15 protein-coding genes are annotated in these 16,465 nt (G+C 36.3%); 3 read left to right on the top strand and 12 right to left on the bottom strand.

Annotation, left to right across the window (positions count from 1 at the left end; all coding sequences use genetic code 11):
- Positions 1-4: 4 nt before the first annotated feature.
- Positions 5-985, top strand: a complete 981-nt coding sequence (locus tag IGI49_RS21785) for a nuclear transport factor 2 family protein (protein ID WP_429965506.1) — start codon at positions 5-7, stop codon at positions 983-985.
- Between the two features lie 139 nt (positions 986-1,124).
- On the opposite strand, the gene IGI49_RS21780 is transcribed toward IGI49_RS21785, so the two are convergent.
- The 7 genes from IGI49_RS21780 to IGI49_RS21750 form a co-directional block, all read right to left on the bottom strand.
- Positions 1,125-1,736 (bottom strand): DUF6287 domain-containing protein, encoded by a 612-nt coding sequence (locus tag IGI49_RS21780; RefSeq protein WP_429965507.1) that lies wholly within the window; start codon positions 1,734-1,736, stop codon positions 1,125-1,127.
- A gap of 1,158 nt (positions 1,737-2,894) precedes the next feature.
- On the bottom strand, positions 2,895-3,875 hold the full coding sequence (locus IGI49_RS21775) for a hypothetical protein (RefSeq protein ID WP_429965508.1): 981 nt from the start codon (positions 3,873-3,875) through the stop codon (positions 2,895-2,897).
- Positions 3,876-4,079: 204 nt separating this feature from the next.
- Positions 4,080-4,736, bottom strand: coding sequence for a hypothetical protein (locus IGI49_RS21770; protein ID WP_429965509.1), 657 nt, complete (start codon positions 4,734-4,736; stop codon positions 4,080-4,082).
- A gap of 586 nt (positions 4,737-5,322) precedes the next feature.
- Positions 5,323-6,387 (bottom strand): proline racemase family protein, encoded by a 1,065-nt coding sequence (locus IGI49_RS21765; RefSeq protein WP_207703708.1) that lies wholly within the window; start codon positions 6,385-6,387, stop codon positions 5,323-5,325.
- 36 nt (positions 6,388-6,423) lie between these two features.
- A complete protein-coding gene (locus IGI49_RS21760) occupies positions 6,424-6,636 on the bottom strand; it encodes a tautomerase family protein (protein ID WP_429965510.1) in 213 nt (70 codons plus the stop codon).
- A gap of 35 nt (positions 6,637-6,671) precedes the next feature.
- Positions 6,672-7,958, bottom strand: a complete 1,287-nt coding sequence (locus IGI49_RS21755; protein ID WP_429965511.1) for an MFS transporter — start codon at positions 7,956-7,958, stop codon at positions 6,672-6,674.
- A gap of 2 nt (positions 7,959-7,960) precedes the next feature.
- On the bottom strand, positions 7,961-8,935 hold the full coding sequence (locus tag IGI49_RS21750) for an ornithine cyclodeaminase family protein (protein WP_429965512.1): 975 nt from the start codon (positions 8,933-8,935) through the stop codon (positions 7,961-7,963).
- A 259-nt stretch (positions 8,936-9,194) separates the two neighbouring features.
- Between IGI49_RS21750 and IGI49_RS21745 the strand changes: the two genes are divergently transcribed.
- Both IGI49_RS21745 and IGI49_RS21740 read left to right on the top strand, forming a co-directional pair.
- Entirely contained in the window at positions 9,195-10,073 is an 879-nt protein-coding gene (locus tag IGI49_RS21745; RefSeq protein WP_429965513.1) for a LysR family transcriptional regulator, read from the top strand.
- Between the two features lie 1,092 nt (positions 10,074-11,165).
- Positions 11,166-12,239: a viroplasmin family protein gene (locus IGI49_RS21740; protein WP_429965515.1), complete on the top strand. Its 1,074-nt coding sequence runs from the start codon at positions 11,166-11,168 to the stop codon at positions 12,237-12,239.
- A 305-nt stretch (positions 12,240-12,544) separates the two neighbouring features.
- Here the strand turns inward: IGI49_RS21740 and IGI49_RS21735 are convergent, their stop codons facing one another.
- From IGI49_RS21735 to IGI49_RS21715, 5 genes are all read right to left on the bottom strand, one after another.
- Complete coding sequence (locus IGI49_RS21735; protein ID WP_429965516.1) at positions 12,545-12,745, bottom strand: hypothetical protein; 201 nt, start codon at positions 12,743-12,745, stop codon at positions 12,545-12,547.
- Positions 12,746-12,833: 88 nt separating this feature from the next.
- The gene (locus IGI49_RS21730; protein WP_429965517.1) at positions 12,834-13,118 is read right to left on the bottom strand and encodes a DUF6287 domain-containing protein; all 285 of its coding nucleotides are present in this window, start codon (positions 13,116-13,118) and stop codon (positions 12,834-12,836) included.
- Between the two features lie 274 nt (positions 13,119-13,392).
- Positions 13,393-13,701, bottom strand: a complete 309-nt coding sequence (locus IGI49_RS21725; protein ID WP_429965518.1) for a type II toxin-antitoxin system RelE/ParE family toxin — start codon at positions 13,699-13,701, stop codon at positions 13,393-13,395.
- A complete protein-coding gene (locus tag IGI49_RS21720; protein WP_429965519.1) occupies positions 13,694-13,999 on the bottom strand; it encodes a type II toxin-antitoxin system RelB/DinJ family antitoxin in 306 nt (101 codons plus the stop codon). The genes IGI49_RS21725 and IGI49_RS21720 overlap by 8 nt, the downstream gene beginning before the upstream one ends.
- Before the next feature lie 803 nt (positions 14,000-14,802).
- Positions 14,803-16,374: an LPXTG cell wall anchor domain-containing protein gene (locus IGI49_RS21715; protein WP_429965520.1), complete on the bottom strand. Its 1,572-nt coding sequence runs from the start codon at positions 16,372-16,374 to the stop codon at positions 14,803-14,805.
- Positions 16,375-16,465: the final 91 nt, after the last annotated feature.

The raw sequence follows: 16,465 nt of genomic DNA, 5'->3' as shown, positions 1-16,465 counted from the left end.
GATAATGTCAAAGAAGGACTATAACGAAATTAAAAACAAATTCAATGAATTTGTTGAAACTTGGAAAACAAAAGAGGTAAAGAAGTTAGATCGGATTATAGATAGTGAGATTGAGTGTTATCTAAGTATCGTTGCTGCCTATGCTGATGGTTCTCAACACAGTAAATTTGGCGTGAAAAGTTTTGTGCGTGATTTTCCAAAGAGCGATCAGTTACACACAAGGGTGTGCAATTTTGTCTGTAAATCAAATCAACATGAAGCGCAGCAAAGCGCTGAAGTCGTAGGTACTGCACTTTCATTTGAAAAGAGCACGAACAAAACCAAATCTTTCGAGTTCACCGCCATCTTTTCGAATCATTGGATTAAAAAAGAAAAAAATTGGATGATAGACGAAATGAGAATGGATGTATGTTCTCATGGTGGAGATATAGAGACCTTTACAACGGAATGGTTTTTCGAGGATACTGTGGTAAAAACCACTCCAGGATTACACTATCCATGTATCAGTGGTGAACTTGACTCCCCTTGGAATAGAATAAAAGATGCTGAGGACTACTTGACTGAAGAAGAAAAAATCGAGGAAGCCTTCTCTAAATACAACTTCGGTGTGGACAATTTAGCGTTTGATCACGTAAATTCAGTTCTTTCTGAAGATCTATCTGGTGCTATGCCGCCCTGGGGTCCAATGAATAAACGCCATTATCTAGAATGTCTCAAGTACCACCGTCAAAAAGATCGTTACTGGGCACACCCCGTTTTGATTTACGATCTCCAAGTGGATAAAGACATCGCCAAAGTCCTAGCTTATAGAATGGCCGGTCACAAACAGAGAAAGCATCCTTACGTTTTTACAAAAGATAACGCAACGACTGAACATGCCTGTGGTCGCTATGAAATTGAATTTAAGAAAATTGACAATGATTGGCAAATTTCCAAATGGGTCTACTTTCTTGGAATAATTGAACTAGGTCCCTATGAAAGCTAAATTCATTTATATATTTTTGACATTGAACACTACATGATCTCAAAAAAGCAAGCACACAAACTTTTCTTTTAGTTAGGTGTGCTTGCTTTTATTCCTAATTTCGGTTCATTCGTGAAGATAAAAAATAATCAGTTCCCTATCATTTGTCTCTGTAATACGCCGTGTCTGGAATGCCGCCACTTTCTTTAGGCGCAAACAATAACGTCCCTCCATTGTTCCCCATGATCATTCGATCGTAATTTGAGTCCGTTCCATCTGCGTCGATACCTTCTGAAGGACTTGTTCCTTTCAAAGCGAGCATTATTTCCATTCCATTCGGAGCTGGAGCCGGATCAAATGCTAAAAAGATAACATTGCTTTGCTTTCGTGGATTGTCCAAGGAAAACTGGGTTTGCCCTCCAAGCCCTTCACCTGATAAGGTAACTGAACCATTATTGAACGTTACTTGGTAACCATTTGAATTTGTCCAAGTTCCATTCAATGAAGAATAGTCACCATTCAATATCGCTTCTTCTACTACTCCAGTCACAGCAGCTTGTTCTTCTGAACTGCTCGTTGTAGCAGCGGTTGTTTCCATTGACGTTGAACTAGTTGATTTGCTGCTGCTAGTCGTGGTTTCTACAAGTGAGCTGGAGCTTCCCTGCTCACTTGTTTCTTTTGAAGTATCCGAAGACTCCGTTGTATTAGTTGAACACCCTGCCAAGACTATCCCCATTAAAGATGTTATCAAAAGAAATTTTATAGGCTTCATTTCTTTCCTCCTAACTATTTTCTCAGTTCTTATTTGATCGCTTTTATTGTATCATAATTTTTGTTTTCAATTCAGCATATCACTGTATATTTACTAGCGTTCCAGATTTTTGAAACGTGAACATGGAAAAGAATGATGCCTTTTAGCATAGCAGTTGTGCATTAACTCCCGCGCTGACTGTCGCATCAAGCGATTAAAAACTACTCCTGGCTGAGTAAGGTTTTCGTGCTTTTGACAATCGAAATCTTCACATTTCGCAAACTTCTTATGGCGTTTTTAGCTTCTCACTGCCCTTTTGAGACCGAGGTACAAAAGGGCGACAATCTGTTCTTTTGCATCGGCAATTTCCGTTTATTGCTATGTCTGAATTCACTCTAAATTAGTATAAACATTTCATTCTTTATAGATGAATGCCTATTCTTTCTATGAATACGGGGCAAATAGATGATTCATACTCTACTTCCTGAATACCTAGAACAAATGACTGCTAATAATGTTGTTCAGCTTATGGACAATATTAGCAGAACTAGCCTCCAAGTCTTCCAGAAAGTTGGCTTAATTTCGACACAATGTGCTTCATTCATATTTCGTTCTCAGTTTTTTTTATTCTTAATTAGATCTTGAACTATGTAGCTTGCCATAGATTATATAATTTTAGTCAAGCATACGAAAAAGCATAGACAGGATTGAGAAAATTAGAATTTTTAATATCGTTATTGGTTTGGGATGTAGGTTTCGGGGTTGTGATGATAAGCTCGCTATTTTGTACCTTGATCTCAAGATATCCCTATTCATGGAGATCTTTACTGTTCCGAAACTAATAAACTTGTGGCTTAAGGTGTTAAAACATCTATAATTTCAAAGAATGGATTTTTTCGTATAGATTAAGTTACTAGTGTTATAAGGAATCTAAATTTATGAAAACGAACTATTACTTTGTCTAGTTCTATTGTGGGATACCCTATACAAAGCCCTGTTAGGAAAGAGCAAAAAGAGCATGCTGCTAACATGCTCCCAGACCGTAGACAAACTAATTTATTTTGTTTGCTTTATACAATATTCGCATTAATATGCAATCGCCTAGATAAATTACTTACCTGGGCGATTATTATTTAATCGTTAAATATGAATTTAGTTCATCAATTATTCAGCATACATTTAATTCTTTTTATCGCTTTTAAAGACTTGCCTTTCTAAAATTAAGCAACAACGATATGTGAGATAAGATGAAGGTTTCTTCTTTTGTCCAAAATCCCATCCCTTGTATTTTTGGTAAACAGATTCTGGCGTAAAAAAACCGTTTTCGTCCTGCTTATTTTTTATTAATTGAATCATTTCTTTAAAGCGTACATCTTCTCTAACAGAGTCAATCTGGCTCAATACATCAACAACGCTTACAATATCATACCATATAGTAGGAGCTTTTAGTTTTCTAAAGTCGGTTCCCATATAGAACATATATGGATGTCTTTCTAAACTATTCTCCCATAAAGAAAGTAAAGCATCTGCTGATTCTTTTACCATGTCGCTATCCTTATATTCTGAAATCGATATAAGCAATCGCAGCATTATTAATGTAGCATATGGGCAACAATCCGCTTTCCTTCCGGGGCCTCTAAACTTACCTAATTCCTGTGAAACAGTGCACGGGAACCCGTGTGGCTTATAAAAGTTTAAAAGATAATCTACCCCTTGTTTTATGTGTTTTTCATAATCAATTCCCGCTTTTAGTAAGCCATATAACAATAAAGGTGCATCACAAAGGCACCAGCTGAATATATCAGTACCGCTGCCACCGAAATGTTTTGGGACATTGGTTAAAGACTGATATACACCGTTTTCGTCTTTATGTGCCATTATTTCCTTTACTGCAGCTTGTATCTCCGGAACATCTGTGTCTAACCCAATATCTAAGAGAAATATCAGTTTGTGAATAGGCAAATCAGGATTCTTATGGTTACGTACCAGAATACTGTGAAAATCGGTAATATCATGCAGGTACTTCTTGATTTTGACATCTGTAATAACTTGCGTTCTCAGTTCCTGCAGATTTTTTTTATTCTCATTCATAACATTAAATCGCACAGCGTATTGTAACCAAGCTTCACTATTTTCAATTATATAATTATAGCAGTCCATAGATATCTCCATTTTAAATTCTGATTTAGTAAAGTATAGCATGGGTAAGGATGGAAAAATAGTATTGAATAATTATTATCATATATTCATCGTTACGCTATCTAATTGACTTTGTTTATAGTCTGAAAGCATGCTGCTAACATGCTCCTTTTGCTAACTTGAATACTATTTCAAGAATAGTAGAATTATTTTATGACACATTCCTTATAAAACAAAAGCTAATAAAATCAAGCAATAAGAATACCAGCCCCGTTTTTCTACTAGTAGATAGATACTGCCATACAAAATACCTGTAATCATAGCCTCCGCCCCAATAAACAAACTTCCTTTTGTTAATGCATGCATCAATCCCCAACTTAAGCCTACGATGAACCCTCCCCATGGAATATTTACTTTCCCAAACCGAAGTTCACCTGCTTTTTGACCATAAGCAATAATTGATAGTATTAGTCCAACTTCAAAAATGTAGTAGATGTATTGGAAAAGAAAAAGAGCAATACTCTCCTTTTTAGCAAGTTCTCCTAAAATTTTTAACGTTCCCCAACTCCATGCGTTTGAAGCAATACAAACTAGGACTAACAGAATAGCCACGATTAATTTTGATGTTTTTATAGATTTCCTGCTGCCTGTAATATCAAAAGAATAGTGATTTTTTGCATATCTTGCTAGCAGCAGCGTACATGCTCCCCAAACAAAGCTTGTTAAGCACCAATGAAGAATATGTTGCGTAGTGGTCATTTCATTAAGTGAATTGCTATAGACTAAGCTTTCTAAAAACAATAGTAACAGTTCTAAACCTACGCCTCCAAAGGCTAACATGGCTAAACTAAAAAAATCCCCACTTTTGACTTCCTTTTTCATCTCGAAACTCCATCTAAAAATTATTTTGACAATCAAATGATAATTATACATATTTTAATAAAAATAGTAAATATACTTTCATATAAGTCCTTTAACCCAGTATCCAATTACCTTACAGCTAAAAATATTAAGTGATCAGCCTAGTAAAAACATGGTAAAGAAAGTATTATTCTACGTTTCAAACGAACAAATAGCGGCTCTTAGAAATATAATCTTTCCTTAAAAGTCTCAAGGGCATTGTTATAGATATGAATGTAACTGAATCGAAATATACTACGTTTTTAGAACTCACAAATTTGAATATCATTTGCTTCAGCTAACTAGTTTCTTCTATTTAATATAAGCACTACTTTTCAAGACGCATTAACTTGTATTCTAACTCTATTTCTCTGAATTATTTGAACAAGATTTGAAAGCGGGTTTATGACCAATGAACTTGTTGGCTCACTTAACGAATTTATCTAAAAAAAGTGTACAGAAGCGAAACTTTTCCTGTACACTTTATCTATTAATTTTATCTCTATAGCATTGATAACTTATTTTTTGCTCTCTCTTGATCGATAACCGAGAAGTTGTAATTACACCCTTAAGCCCAAATATCTCCAATAGTGAATCCTTCAGTGAATGGATCAGTCGGATCTAAAACAAGGTTATTGAACCCATAAATCCATGAACATCCGGTTATTGTAGGTACAATTGCTTTATAGTCGCCAATTGTTGTTTCTTCGACAAGTTCACCCTTATAGACTACACCTAAAAGACCTTGATGACGGAAAGGTTCATTTAGACTTAATTCACCTTTAGCATACATTGCGGCCATTCGTGCACAGGTTCCCGTACCACAAGGACATCGGTCAAGGGCACCAATCCAGGTGGAAGGATTATTAAAATCTACCTCACCGCTTGCTACGGTTACCGCATTTTTTATATCTGCATCAGGATCGTCTGTTGGTCCAAATAATTGAGAAATAGTAATACCTACTCCTGGATAGTCAGGATGAGCTACTGATAATTGATCTTGTGCAGCTTTTAAAATCAATGATGAAATACGAGTTATTTCACGTCCTTGATCAGGTTCTAGTTGTACCCAAGGGAACTGACGAACATCTGCCATAACATAGAACATCCCTCCCCAAGCAACATCAACTGTTACTTTCTCAACACCATGTCCGATGTGGGGAACTTCAATCACTGTATCCGTATAAGCAGCAAAGGCAGGTACATTTTTGAATGTCACTTCTGTAGCTTTCCCATTTTCACATTTTGCTTTAATACCAATCAACCCAGCAGGAGCTTCTAAGTTAAATTCGGTGTAGGGTTCTTGCATTGGAATAATCCCTGTCTCTAACAAAGCGGTGGCTACTGAAATTGTATTTCCTCCAGACATCATAGGATATTCCACTTGTTCCATGATGATGAAGCCAGCTTCAGCATCTGGATGCTTCGGTGGTACCACTATGTTACAGCATAGTGGTGGATAGCCTCTAGGTTCTCTTAGCAGAAATTTCCGCAAGCCATCATCGGTGTTTCTTAGATTTTGCATCATTTCATAGACACTGTCTCCTGGAATATGCCCAACGCCTCCAGTTACCACACGCATTGGTTCACCATCATGTGTTTCTACACAATTAATCATTCGTTTAAATGCCATAATCTTTACTCCTTTTTATTTTGTATTTTTATCACACTAAAATTCAGCTGGAATATACAGATTCTCTGGTTCAATTTTATCTTCAACCATCGCTTTCCATTTTTCTGGTGCAATATCTTCAATGGAGACTGAAAAATATTTTTTATCTGCTTGCATTTCTTCAGCCAATACCGTTTGCATTTTTTCAGCAATTTTTTCTTTGGTCACTTGGTCTCTTCCTGGAAACATTTGAATAGCAATATGGGGCATAGAGCAGTCCTCCTTTCACTTGGTTTAACTATTACTTACTTAGACGTTTCAGGTGCATACAATTGGCAAAATAGACCCCCACACAGCAGAACAGCTGCGCATACACCAAGAGCGGTATAGGCACTGAAACGATCCACAATTATCGGCAAAAGAAATGTTCCTAAAGCGGCACCAATACGACTTATCGCAATCACGGCACCTACACCTGAAGCTCTTAATCTTGCTGAAAATAATTCAGGTGGATACGGATTCTCTGCAACGACAGAAGCCGCCATTCCCAGAGCGAAAATAGAAAATAGAATAATCGTAATAACAATTGGCGCATTTTGTAAAATAATCATTCCTATAACCGCAACAGCTGGTACATAGAAAGTTGTCAGTAGAAAGGCTCGCCGCGATACCCGATCAAAGAAAATAACTCCAACAATCGCACCAACTACCACAAAAATATTGTAAATAGTACCTGATGTACCACTATTCCCCATGTTCATATTTTTCACCAATATTGGAATGAAGATGCTCACACCAAAGTACGGAAATACTTGACAACCATAAAAGACACTACCTACTAAGGTATTCATTCGATTGTGTTTATTAAACAGCTCAGACCAACTAACTTTTTCAGCTTCTCCTTGTTCAACAATCGGTAAACTATATTCTGCCCCTACCTGTGTGTGTATTAATTTTAAAGCTTCTTGTTTTTTACCAACAGTTGTTAACCACTCTGGAGATTCTGGAACATTGAGAACAATTCTAACAATAGCGGCTACGGCACCAAATAGAGCAGAAGACATAAAGATCCATTTCCACATCTCACTCCCTAAACTAGTCATTGCACTCCCAACAAAGTAAGAGGCAACAAATCCAATACTCCAAAAAATAATGAGGTAACTTTGGAATTTGGCTGCTAATTTATCTGGTAACCATTCGGTCAATAATGCACTTCCTACTGTATAATCAATCGCTATCATCAATCCCAATGCAACTCTCAAAATAAATAAACTTACTGGCCCGACTACAAAAAATTGGGCAAGGGAAATGAATGTAAATAAAATCATATCTAAACTAAAAAGAATTCGTCTGCCAATGTGATCGGCTAAATTACCAACCACTATACTACCCATTAAACCAATTAACGTACCTGCCCCTATTAATCCAATCCAAAAACTGTTAAGCCCTAATGGTCCAGAAGCTTGTGTCAATGCTGTACCAGCAATACCTAAAGCATAGGAGCAAGCCATTTGTCCCAAAAGCATACAGAGAAATACTTTTTTGTGAATGGTCATTAATGGCGCAAGTTTATAGCTCATTTGTGTTTCCATAATCAATTCCCTTTTTCTTCTTCATAAAGACTTTGATAGACATAGATTGATAGACCTATATCTAAGACGCCTGAACCCACACTCTCATACAGAGTGATTTCATTGTCATTATCTCTAGCAGAAACTTTTTTAGTCAGAGCATCCCCAATAGATCCAGTTACATCCTCTTTGGTGATCTTACCTTCATTAAAGGGAATCAAAATATCACCGGCAGCTTCCCACAAGCCATCAACATGCTCAGTCAAAATCTTTGAAGCTTTAAGAACAGTATCTTCATCGATTTCTTGCATGAATGGCGTGAAAGAACCAATAGCATTTACATGTGTACCAGGTTTCAGCTTTCTCCCTGAGAAGACAGGAGCTTTAGCCGTCGTGCATGTACAGATGATGTGTGCTTGCTCGGCACATTCATCTCCGGAAGCCGCTGCCACGATTGGATAATCATGACTCTTTTCTTTTTCTAATAGTGCGATAAATTGTTCTATACGTTCAGGAACCACGTCATAAACATATACCTTTTCCAGTTTCCTTACCTCTTGAATAGCTAACACTTGAGAAAATGCCTGTAAGCCTGTACCAATAATAGATAGAACAGAAGCATCTTTTCTTGCCATTAAATCCGTTGCAACAGCTGCGCTCGCTCCCGTTTTGATAGCGGTAAGGTAATTCGCATCAATCAAAGCTTGCAGCTCACCTGTTTTTGCAGAATAGAGACTGATTTTCGAAATTGTACTTGGTAAACCCATCGTCACATTATTAGGAAATACCGAGGAAAACTTTGAACCAAAAAAAGGTTGATTCAGTGAGTTAGCTACTAGCCATTGCCCCACATTTTCTCCACCGCGGATAGGCATATATATTCTATTTCCCGCGTAAATCTGTCCTGCTGAACATTCTAAATATAAATTGTTCACTACTTCAATGACATTCTCCATATTCAAAAATGCCTTGACCTGAGTTTCATCAATTGTCTTCATAAACTCATCCTTTCTAAAGGTGTTGTATTATCGATTTCATTGTAATTACAGAAGGGACATTAATAAACAAACAATAAGCGATAGCCGTTATCATAAATTTTAATACCTAAAAAAACATGTGTTTTATTTCACAATTACTCATGACTTTACCGTGCATCCTGTTGGCCGATATCACTTTTATTAATACCTGCAATTGACATTAAATCGAAAAAGGCCCATACTTTTTAGTTAACAACAAGATTACTATTTGGAGGTCAAAATGGAGAAATACGATGTTATATTAGAAGTTGTAAGAACAAGCAATATTTCCAAGGCCGCAAAAAATTTGAACTATAGTCAATCAGCAATTAGTCAAACAATTAAATCATTTGAAAGTGAAATGGGCTTTCCGATTTTTAAACGCTTAAATTCGGGTGTGCAGCTTTTACCAAATGCACAGGATGTTATTAAATCGCTTGAAATTATTCATCAAGAAAACCAAAAATTACAACAGCTCTCAGATTCTATGACCCAATCGGAAATCGGAACTGTGCGTATTGGAAGTTTTATAAGCTTTGCAATGACTTACCTTCCAAAAATATTGAAAGAATTTACAGCAAAATATCCAAAGATCAAATTTGAGATTTTTACAGGCAACCAGCAAGAGATTTATACAAAATTACATAGAAATGAAATTGATATTGCTTTTACTTCTATGTATGGTATGGAAGAATTTTCTTGTGAAGTATTTCTAAAAGATGAGTTTGTCGTGGTCTTACCCTGCGATCATCCACTTGTTACAGAGTCAACTATTTCCATCAATCGTATAGTTGAAGAAACATACATTTTATCCGGCGAAAGATTTGACTTTGAAATTGGTAATTTTATCCATTCACTTGGTTTGGAACCACAATATACTTTCGAAATATTCGACGAATTGGTGGCTTTAAAACTTATTGAAGCAGGATTTGGCATCAGTATCTTTTCAAAATTTTTCTTGGATAGCATACCTAATCATGTAACTGTCGCTATTCGACCGATCAAGGAACACTATTACCGTTCCCTAGTCATTGCAAGAAACCCGGAGGTCTATTCTTCTGCAGCCTCAGATATTTTTAAGGGCTTCGCAAAAATCTGGCTCGATAATAGATTAGGGTGAATGCCTAACAGATTAGAATAGCTTCAAACTATTTATTTCGTCTAAAAAAGTGGTTAAACTCTTAAAAAAAGTGATGCTGGTATATTTATCCTAAGAATTTCCGCCATGACAGTGCATCAGGCGTTGGCATTGGCGATTGCGATATTTGATAATTGAATAAATCAGCTGTAATTGATCTTTTGAGGAACGCTTTTACCAGTTGTAATTTTATTGAATTACGTCCCTTTTCCCTGTTTATAGATTTATTCTTTGGGTAAATCTAACGTATTGTTTATCCCTATGCTGATTCTATGGGTGTGTATCACTTCGTTTAAGGATCATTTTCTTTTGCCTTTTCATGCGTAGAGTGTGTTTTTTAAGTTGTAATTGCCCGTCTTAGTGGCTATTATTAGACTCATAGATTCGTTCACGATAAGAGAAAAACAATTAGGTAAGTGAAAGTTCGTACTGTGACTTTACTTTCCTAGTTGTTTTCTTATTTTGATCTTCTGAAACAGTTGACAATGATCTTTTGAAACGGATCGGGCATCTTTTTATAAAAATTAGTGGTAAGCTGATACCCATTGCTCCAATAGGTGAGAATCATTTTCTCTTTCCTCGAACTTTCTTTTGAGCCGGTTGACAATACTGGAAAGCTGTCTCAAATTGGATGGCGTAGCATTCCTCCCCACAAAAGGATGCATAGTTCTTGTCGCGACACGATCTCTTCTTTCCGATCAAACAAAATTTTCAGCAGCTACTTTTCTTAACGGGCAAACCGGATGTTCAACAGAATAGACAGCGCACCGTCCTTCTTCATGGTTTTGGGAGAATGGCAAATCGTTGCCGGAATCACTTAATTTCATTGGAGAATTTCCTGCAGATCTTCCTGCGTACAGCTTTTACGAATCCAGTCACTAATTCTTACTGTTGTGTCTCTCGGGTCTCTTCTTCTGTCGGTCTATTTCAACTTCACGCAACACAACAATGGACAATCCTCTAAGAGCTCACAGGGTACAAACTTCTTAACACAAGGTCTCACTTAAATAGATCAGTTGAATAAACTTGCTGGTATAATGAAAATTAGATAAAAATTTTCTCAAGGAGGATAACGTGTCTAAAAACAATTATTATTCAGTTAAATATACAGATAATACCGGACGGATATTCACAAATTTTGACGACTATCAAGCTGGAATTAAAGGTCATAGTGGTTCTTCTAGTAGAGGATTTAGACAATTGGCGGATGCTGAAGAGTGGCTTGCTGGAAGATCTTACAAGCTTGTTAAAACTACCGAACCGAATCTGATTAAGCAGTCAAAGGTCGAAAAATCAACTGACAAAAAGAAATCTCCTAAAAAGACTAGATACTATGTCGTAGCTAAAGGAAAACGCAGAGGTATCTATACTGATATTACTAAATACCAGAAGTATAGTTCTAGTTCGAAAGATATGATTGCTAAAGGGGGCTTCAAAAATAAGGAACAAGCTAAAAAATGGCTTGAGAGAGTCACCAAGAATCAAAAAAAATACCACGCAATTGTCATTGGCAAGCGTGCAGGTATTTATACAGATAAGAAAAAATTCGATAATAATTTGAAAGGAATAAAAAATAGTTGGGGCAAAGATAACTTCAAAAGCAGGGAAGACGCACAAAAATGGTTCGACGAGCGTACAGCATTTATTCGTAAATACAAAAATAGCCTTTATAAAGAAGTGATTGTAGCCTATGAAAGCAAGTCGTTACCCGTAATTTATGTAGATGGTTCTTACTTTCCTCATCGAAAACGGTACAGTTCTTCTGTTGTGATATGCGAAAAAAGTAGCACGATTGCCACTTTTGCAAAGGCCGAAGTAAGTAAAAAAAACAATATTGATGGGGAAGTAGAAGCACTCCTATTTGCATTAAAATTGGTTATCGGGCTTTATGAGTTTAAAGAATTTATTTTAGTATATGATTTTGATGACTTGGAGAAAGTGGCTAGAAATCAGATGAAAATTAGAGGCGTGACCACTGCTGTGCAAGAGCAAATTGTTGAAAACATTGATACTTATGAATTGAATATTCATTTTTTGAATGTAAAATCGCATAATGGAATCATTGGAAATATCGTTGCTGACAAAATAGCTAGAAATATTATAGATAGTTTAGATGATTTTGATTCATTGAGAACGTTTAACTTTTGATACTTGCATATAGGATGCCTGTCTCTTCTATGATTGATAAATCAAGAAATAGTATATGGGGAATTATTGACCGTGTTTTTTGAAGAAACTGATTGCGATCCTATTGAAAAGTTGTAAAATCCACGCAGGTTTTACATATAATATCCTAAAAAAAGAAAGACACAGGTAAGCTTTTACATTAGTTTTTTATAAAGTCGCTATGAATATCTATTATCTGACAGGTAAAAATTCTAGCAACAAAAAAAGAATGCAGCACAATCTGTTTGCGCTGCACTCGTAAAGATAAGAGCTGATCATTTAGCGTGTTATTTCCCTCTAAAATATGCTGTATCTGGGATGCCGCCGTTTTCATTAGGAGCAAACAACAACGTACCTCCATTGTTTCCCATCATAATACGATCATAATTTGAGTCTGTCCCGTCTGCTTCGATGCCTTCCGGAGTGGTGCCCTTCGAAGCTATCATCAAGCTCATACCAGTTGGTGCAGGAGCCGGTTCAAATGACAAAAAGATCACATTGCTTTGTTTCTGTGGATTGCTCAGCGAAAACTCAGTTACTCCTCCAAGTCCTTCACCAGATAAAGTAACTAAACCATTATTGAATGGTTAACTCATGCCCATTTGAATTTGTCCAGGTTCCATTTAATGAAGAATAATCATTATTCAATATCGCTTCTTCTGACAGTCCAGTTATAACAATTTGTTCCTCTGAACTAGTTGTCGTAGTAGGGGTAGATTCTGTTGAAGCTGAGCTGGGTACTTCGCTGCTGATTGTCGCAGTTTCCATAACTGAACTGGAGCTCAACTGATCGCTTGTCTCTCTGGAAGACTCTACAGAATCGGATGAATTGTTTGAACACCCTGCCAATGCTATTCCCATTAAAGAGGCTATCAAAAGAAATTTTATATGCTTCTTTTTTTATCCTAACTATTTTTTTGGTTCTTATTTTATATTGTAGCATAGTTTTTATTTTTACTTTGATTTGCCAAAGTACATTATGCCAACATATTGCTGCTTAAATTCTGCACATTTCGCAAGCTAATTATAGTTTTTTCAATCATATCTAGCTTCTCAATACTCTGCTGAAATCGAGCTATAAAAGATAGAAATTGGTTCCCTTACATTAGTAATCCCGCTTTTGCTAGGTATAAATTTAATTTAAGTGGGTATAAACATTTCTTTTTTCATACAGTACTCTCAATACAATTACTTTTCTACTACTGATTGTGTAGAGAAGCATGTAATTCTTTACAGACTTTCGATAAATGTGTATCCCTTTTCTTTCTACGTATATGGGTCGCATACCTGCGTCATACTCTAATCCCTGAATACTAAGAATAAATGCCTCATAATGTTGTTCTGCTATTACTATACTTTTAAACTTACGGACAATATAACTGTAGATAGCTTCCATATCATCCAATGCAGTTTGCTTTATTTCGACAGAATAGGTCTCATTCATATTTCGCTCTCAGTTTTTCTTTGTTCTTCATTAAATCTTGAATCGTGTAGCTGTTCTCATTGTTCAATTCAAGAAGAGCCTCATCGATTTTATTTTGTATAGTTGGCGGGAGCATTTCCCAGTCTATTTCTGTTTTTCGATTTGCGGTTGGTTGAAATGGTAGTTGCCTTTCTTGAATTGTTTTAACAAGAAACATATTAAATGCAGTGGTCATATTCAACCCCATTTCTTTAAAAATCTTCTGTGCTTCTTCTTTTACCTCTTCCTCAACTTTAAAATTAATTGTCGTCATTGACATAAATACCACATCCTTTGTACGTTCATTGTATATCTAAAAGGAAGCAATGTAAATGCAAAAGCCATATGGAAACATTGTTTTATCAACTAACTGCCAACTATCTCAGCAACAAACCAAAACCAATTACAACTAAAAGTCCTATCCTGTTAACTCGCAAAAAGATCAACTGAATTAATTTGTAAGCTCATTACGAAACTAAGAAATAGAGGCAATCTTCTATAAGAATATACTGATCTATAGAATACAATATAATTTATCATCCGCTAATTTCTAATTTTTCCTAAAGTGAGTGGGCTCTCTCAGTAGTCTATCTTCCCTCTTTCAATCGGTTATGTATAAAAACGATATTGACCACCCGATGGTCTTCAGCAATAAAAAAATACCAGATAGTTACCCAACACCCGTTTTCGAATATTTTCTAATTAAGTTAGTTCCATATCAGTGCTAAATACTGGTACTCGGTTATGAAATTAGCTCAATTAGAAAAAAGATAACCTCAGATTCTCTGTTCAGAATTTGAAGTCATCTTTTCACTTATTTTCTAGCCTCTTTGTGCTTCTAGCATTCGAAATCTCCGCATTTCGCAAACTCATTGTAACTAATTTTTTAAGTATTTCTGGCTTCTCAATGCTCTGGTGAAATCAGGTCATAAAGAACTGCAATCCTTAATAACTCAGTTGTTACGATTCATGACAGAGTGTTTTTGAGTTACTTATCAAGAGACTATATGCCGCTTATTTTCGTTAAAGTTGCTAGTAGGAATTAAATAGGAATCCGAGTTCTTCATTGTTAAGTCTTTTCGATTAGTCTACCTTCTTATGGTTAGCAAATAGTAAAAGAGAAGCTGCAATGAGCAAAACTAAACTACCTAAACCAATAAATAAGAACGACTGTTGGCTACCTGTTGCTGGCAGCTTTCTCTGATCGGTTGAATTATTTGATCCTAATCCACCAGTTCTATTCGTATTATTTTTATTGGTTACTATCCCTACTGTTGTACTAGTAGTAGATGTCGTCGTGCTTGGTTCAGTAGTACTTGGTTCGGTGGTGCTTGGTTCCGTGGTACTTGGTTCCGTGGTACTTGGCTCCGTAGTGCTCGGTTCAGTGGTACTTGGTTCGGTAGTGCTTGGTTCAGTAGTGCTTGGTTCAGTAGTGCTTGGTTCAGTAGTACTTGGTTCGGTAGTGCTTGGTTCAGTAGTGCTTGGTTCGGTAGTGCTTGGTTCAGTAGTGCTTGGTTCAGTGGTTGGTGGGGTTGTTTCAAAATCGGTTAAAATAAATTTACTATTGGTCGCATTTTTACCTGCTTCTAAAACTTCATCAAAAGGAGCAAGCCAAGTTGTTTTTGATTCTGCAAGAGCGTACGCTCCTGATTGGCGCGCGATGTCAGACAATCGGCCAACATTTACGACTAAATTTTTGCTGGCTGTCGGTGTATCGTCTTGGACCAGCCATCCCTTATAACTTTTTGGACGAACACGAACGCTTAATTGGTTGTTCGTATCAGTAATACTAAAGTTTTTACCAGATAAAGCAGAGAAGGTAAATGTCCCTTGTGCATCCGTTGAAGTGCTCGCAGCAATTCTTTCACCAGTGGGCGTATCTTCTAATAAATCAACAGTAATCCCTTCAATTGCATTTGAACTATCCCACACTGGAGAATCCGTTTCAGCTGCTAACTGTTGATAATTAACTTGGCCGCTAATCGTTGGTTGAATGGCGAATACATTTTGATAATTACTCGTTGGCTGTTCATTCGGAGATTTTGAATCTAACCAATTTCCTAATCCAGCTTGACCAGCAAACTGGTCTTGTGTAATTTTGGTTAAATCTACATCAACTAAACAATTGGCTTCAACCTGAAACGTATCTTCAATTGTTGCCGTTGGATTAGTTTTTATCATTTCATAACGATAGCCAATAAATTCACCAGGAATTTGATAATAACCTTCTTGAGGAACCATAAGATCCGTCATTTCAGTAAAATTAGTTCCATCTTTGGTAATGTAAAAATGAAATGAAATGCCATGATCGAGAAAGTCTTGCTTTGTTGCCATTGTGCCGTTATAGCTTAAAGTCATTTTAAAAGAATTCATTTCAATTTTTTGTGAGCCTTCTTGCTCTTGTGGAATAAGAGTAGTCCAAGAAGCCTTCAAATCTGAGCTGTAAAATTTTCTCGCTCGATTTAATGAATAGCGATTGATTTTGCTGGATTCTGAATTTGGAAAATAAAGAACATGACCAAATTCTGAATTCGTTTCTGGTGTCGACAATACCGCACCTTGGCTACTGGATAGAGCCTCTACTTTAGTTGTTGCTACTGATATTGTTGAGAGTGATAATAACAGTAAGATGACCCCATTGACTAGTTTTTTCATTTTTATCCTTCTTTTCTCCTTAATTTCGACTTTACTATACACCTTAAAGTAAAGTTCCTTAGAGATTATAACATATTTTCTTAATCAAAAG

The organism is Enterococcus sp. AZ071, from assembly GCF_050499065.1.
Taxonomy (GTDB): domain Bacteria; phylum Bacillota; class Bacilli; order Lactobacillales; family Enterococcaceae; genus Enterococcus_A; species Enterococcus_A ferrettii.
The sequence above is the reverse complement of the archived record's forward strand: the minus strand, read 5'-3'. Positions and strand labels throughout refer to the sequence as shown.

Excerpts from the sequence above, each read along its gene's own strand:
- IGI49_RS21785 (WP_429965506.1), top strand. The coding sequence starts at position 5 with ATGTCAAAGAAGGACTATAACGAAATTAAAAACAAATTCAATGAATTT.
- IGI49_RS21780 (WP_429965507.1), bottom strand. The coding sequence starts at position 1,736 with ATGAAGCCTATAAAATTTCTTTTGATAACATCTTTAATGGGGATAGTC.
- IGI49_RS21775 (WP_429965508.1), bottom strand. The coding sequence starts at position 3,875 with ATGGACTGCTATAATTATATAATTGAAAATAGTGAAGCTTGGTTACAA.
- IGI49_RS21770 (WP_429965509.1), bottom strand. The coding sequence starts at position 4,736 with ATGAAAAAGGAAGTCAAAAGTGGGGATTTTTTTAGTTTAGCCATGTTA.
- IGI49_RS21765 (WP_207703708.1), bottom strand. The coding sequence starts at position 6,387 with ATGGCATTTAAACGAATGATTAATTGTGTAGAAACACATGATGGTGAA.
- IGI49_RS21760 (WP_429965510.1), bottom strand. The coding sequence starts at position 6,636 with ATGCCCCATATTGCTATTCAAATGTTTCCAGGAAGAGACCAAGTGACC.
- IGI49_RS21755 (WP_429965511.1), bottom strand. The coding sequence starts at position 7,958 with ATGGAAACACAAATGAGCTATAAACTTGCGCCATTAATGACCATTCAC.
- IGI49_RS21750 (WP_429965512.1), bottom strand. The coding sequence starts at position 8,935 with ATGAAGACAATTGATGAAACTCAGGTCAAGGCATTTTTGAATATGGAG.
- IGI49_RS21745 (WP_429965513.1), top strand. The coding sequence starts at position 9,195 with ATGGAGAAATACGATGTTATATTAGAAGTTGTAAGAACAAGCAATATT.
- IGI49_RS21730 (WP_429965517.1), bottom strand. The coding sequence starts at position 13,118 with ATGGGAATAGCATTGGCAGGGTGTTCAAACAATTCATCCGATTCTGTA.
- IGI49_RS21725 (WP_429965518.1), bottom strand. The coding sequence starts at position 13,701 with ATGAATGAGACCTATTCTGTCGAAATAAAGCAAACTGCATTGGATGAT.
- IGI49_RS21720 (WP_429965519.1), bottom strand. The coding sequence starts at position 13,999 with ATGTCAATGACGACAATTAATTTTAAAGTTGAGGAAGAGGTAAAAGAA.
- IGI49_RS21715 (WP_429965520.1), bottom strand. The coding sequence starts at position 16,374 with ATGAAAAAACTAGTCAATGGGGTCATCTTACTGTTATTATCACTCTCA.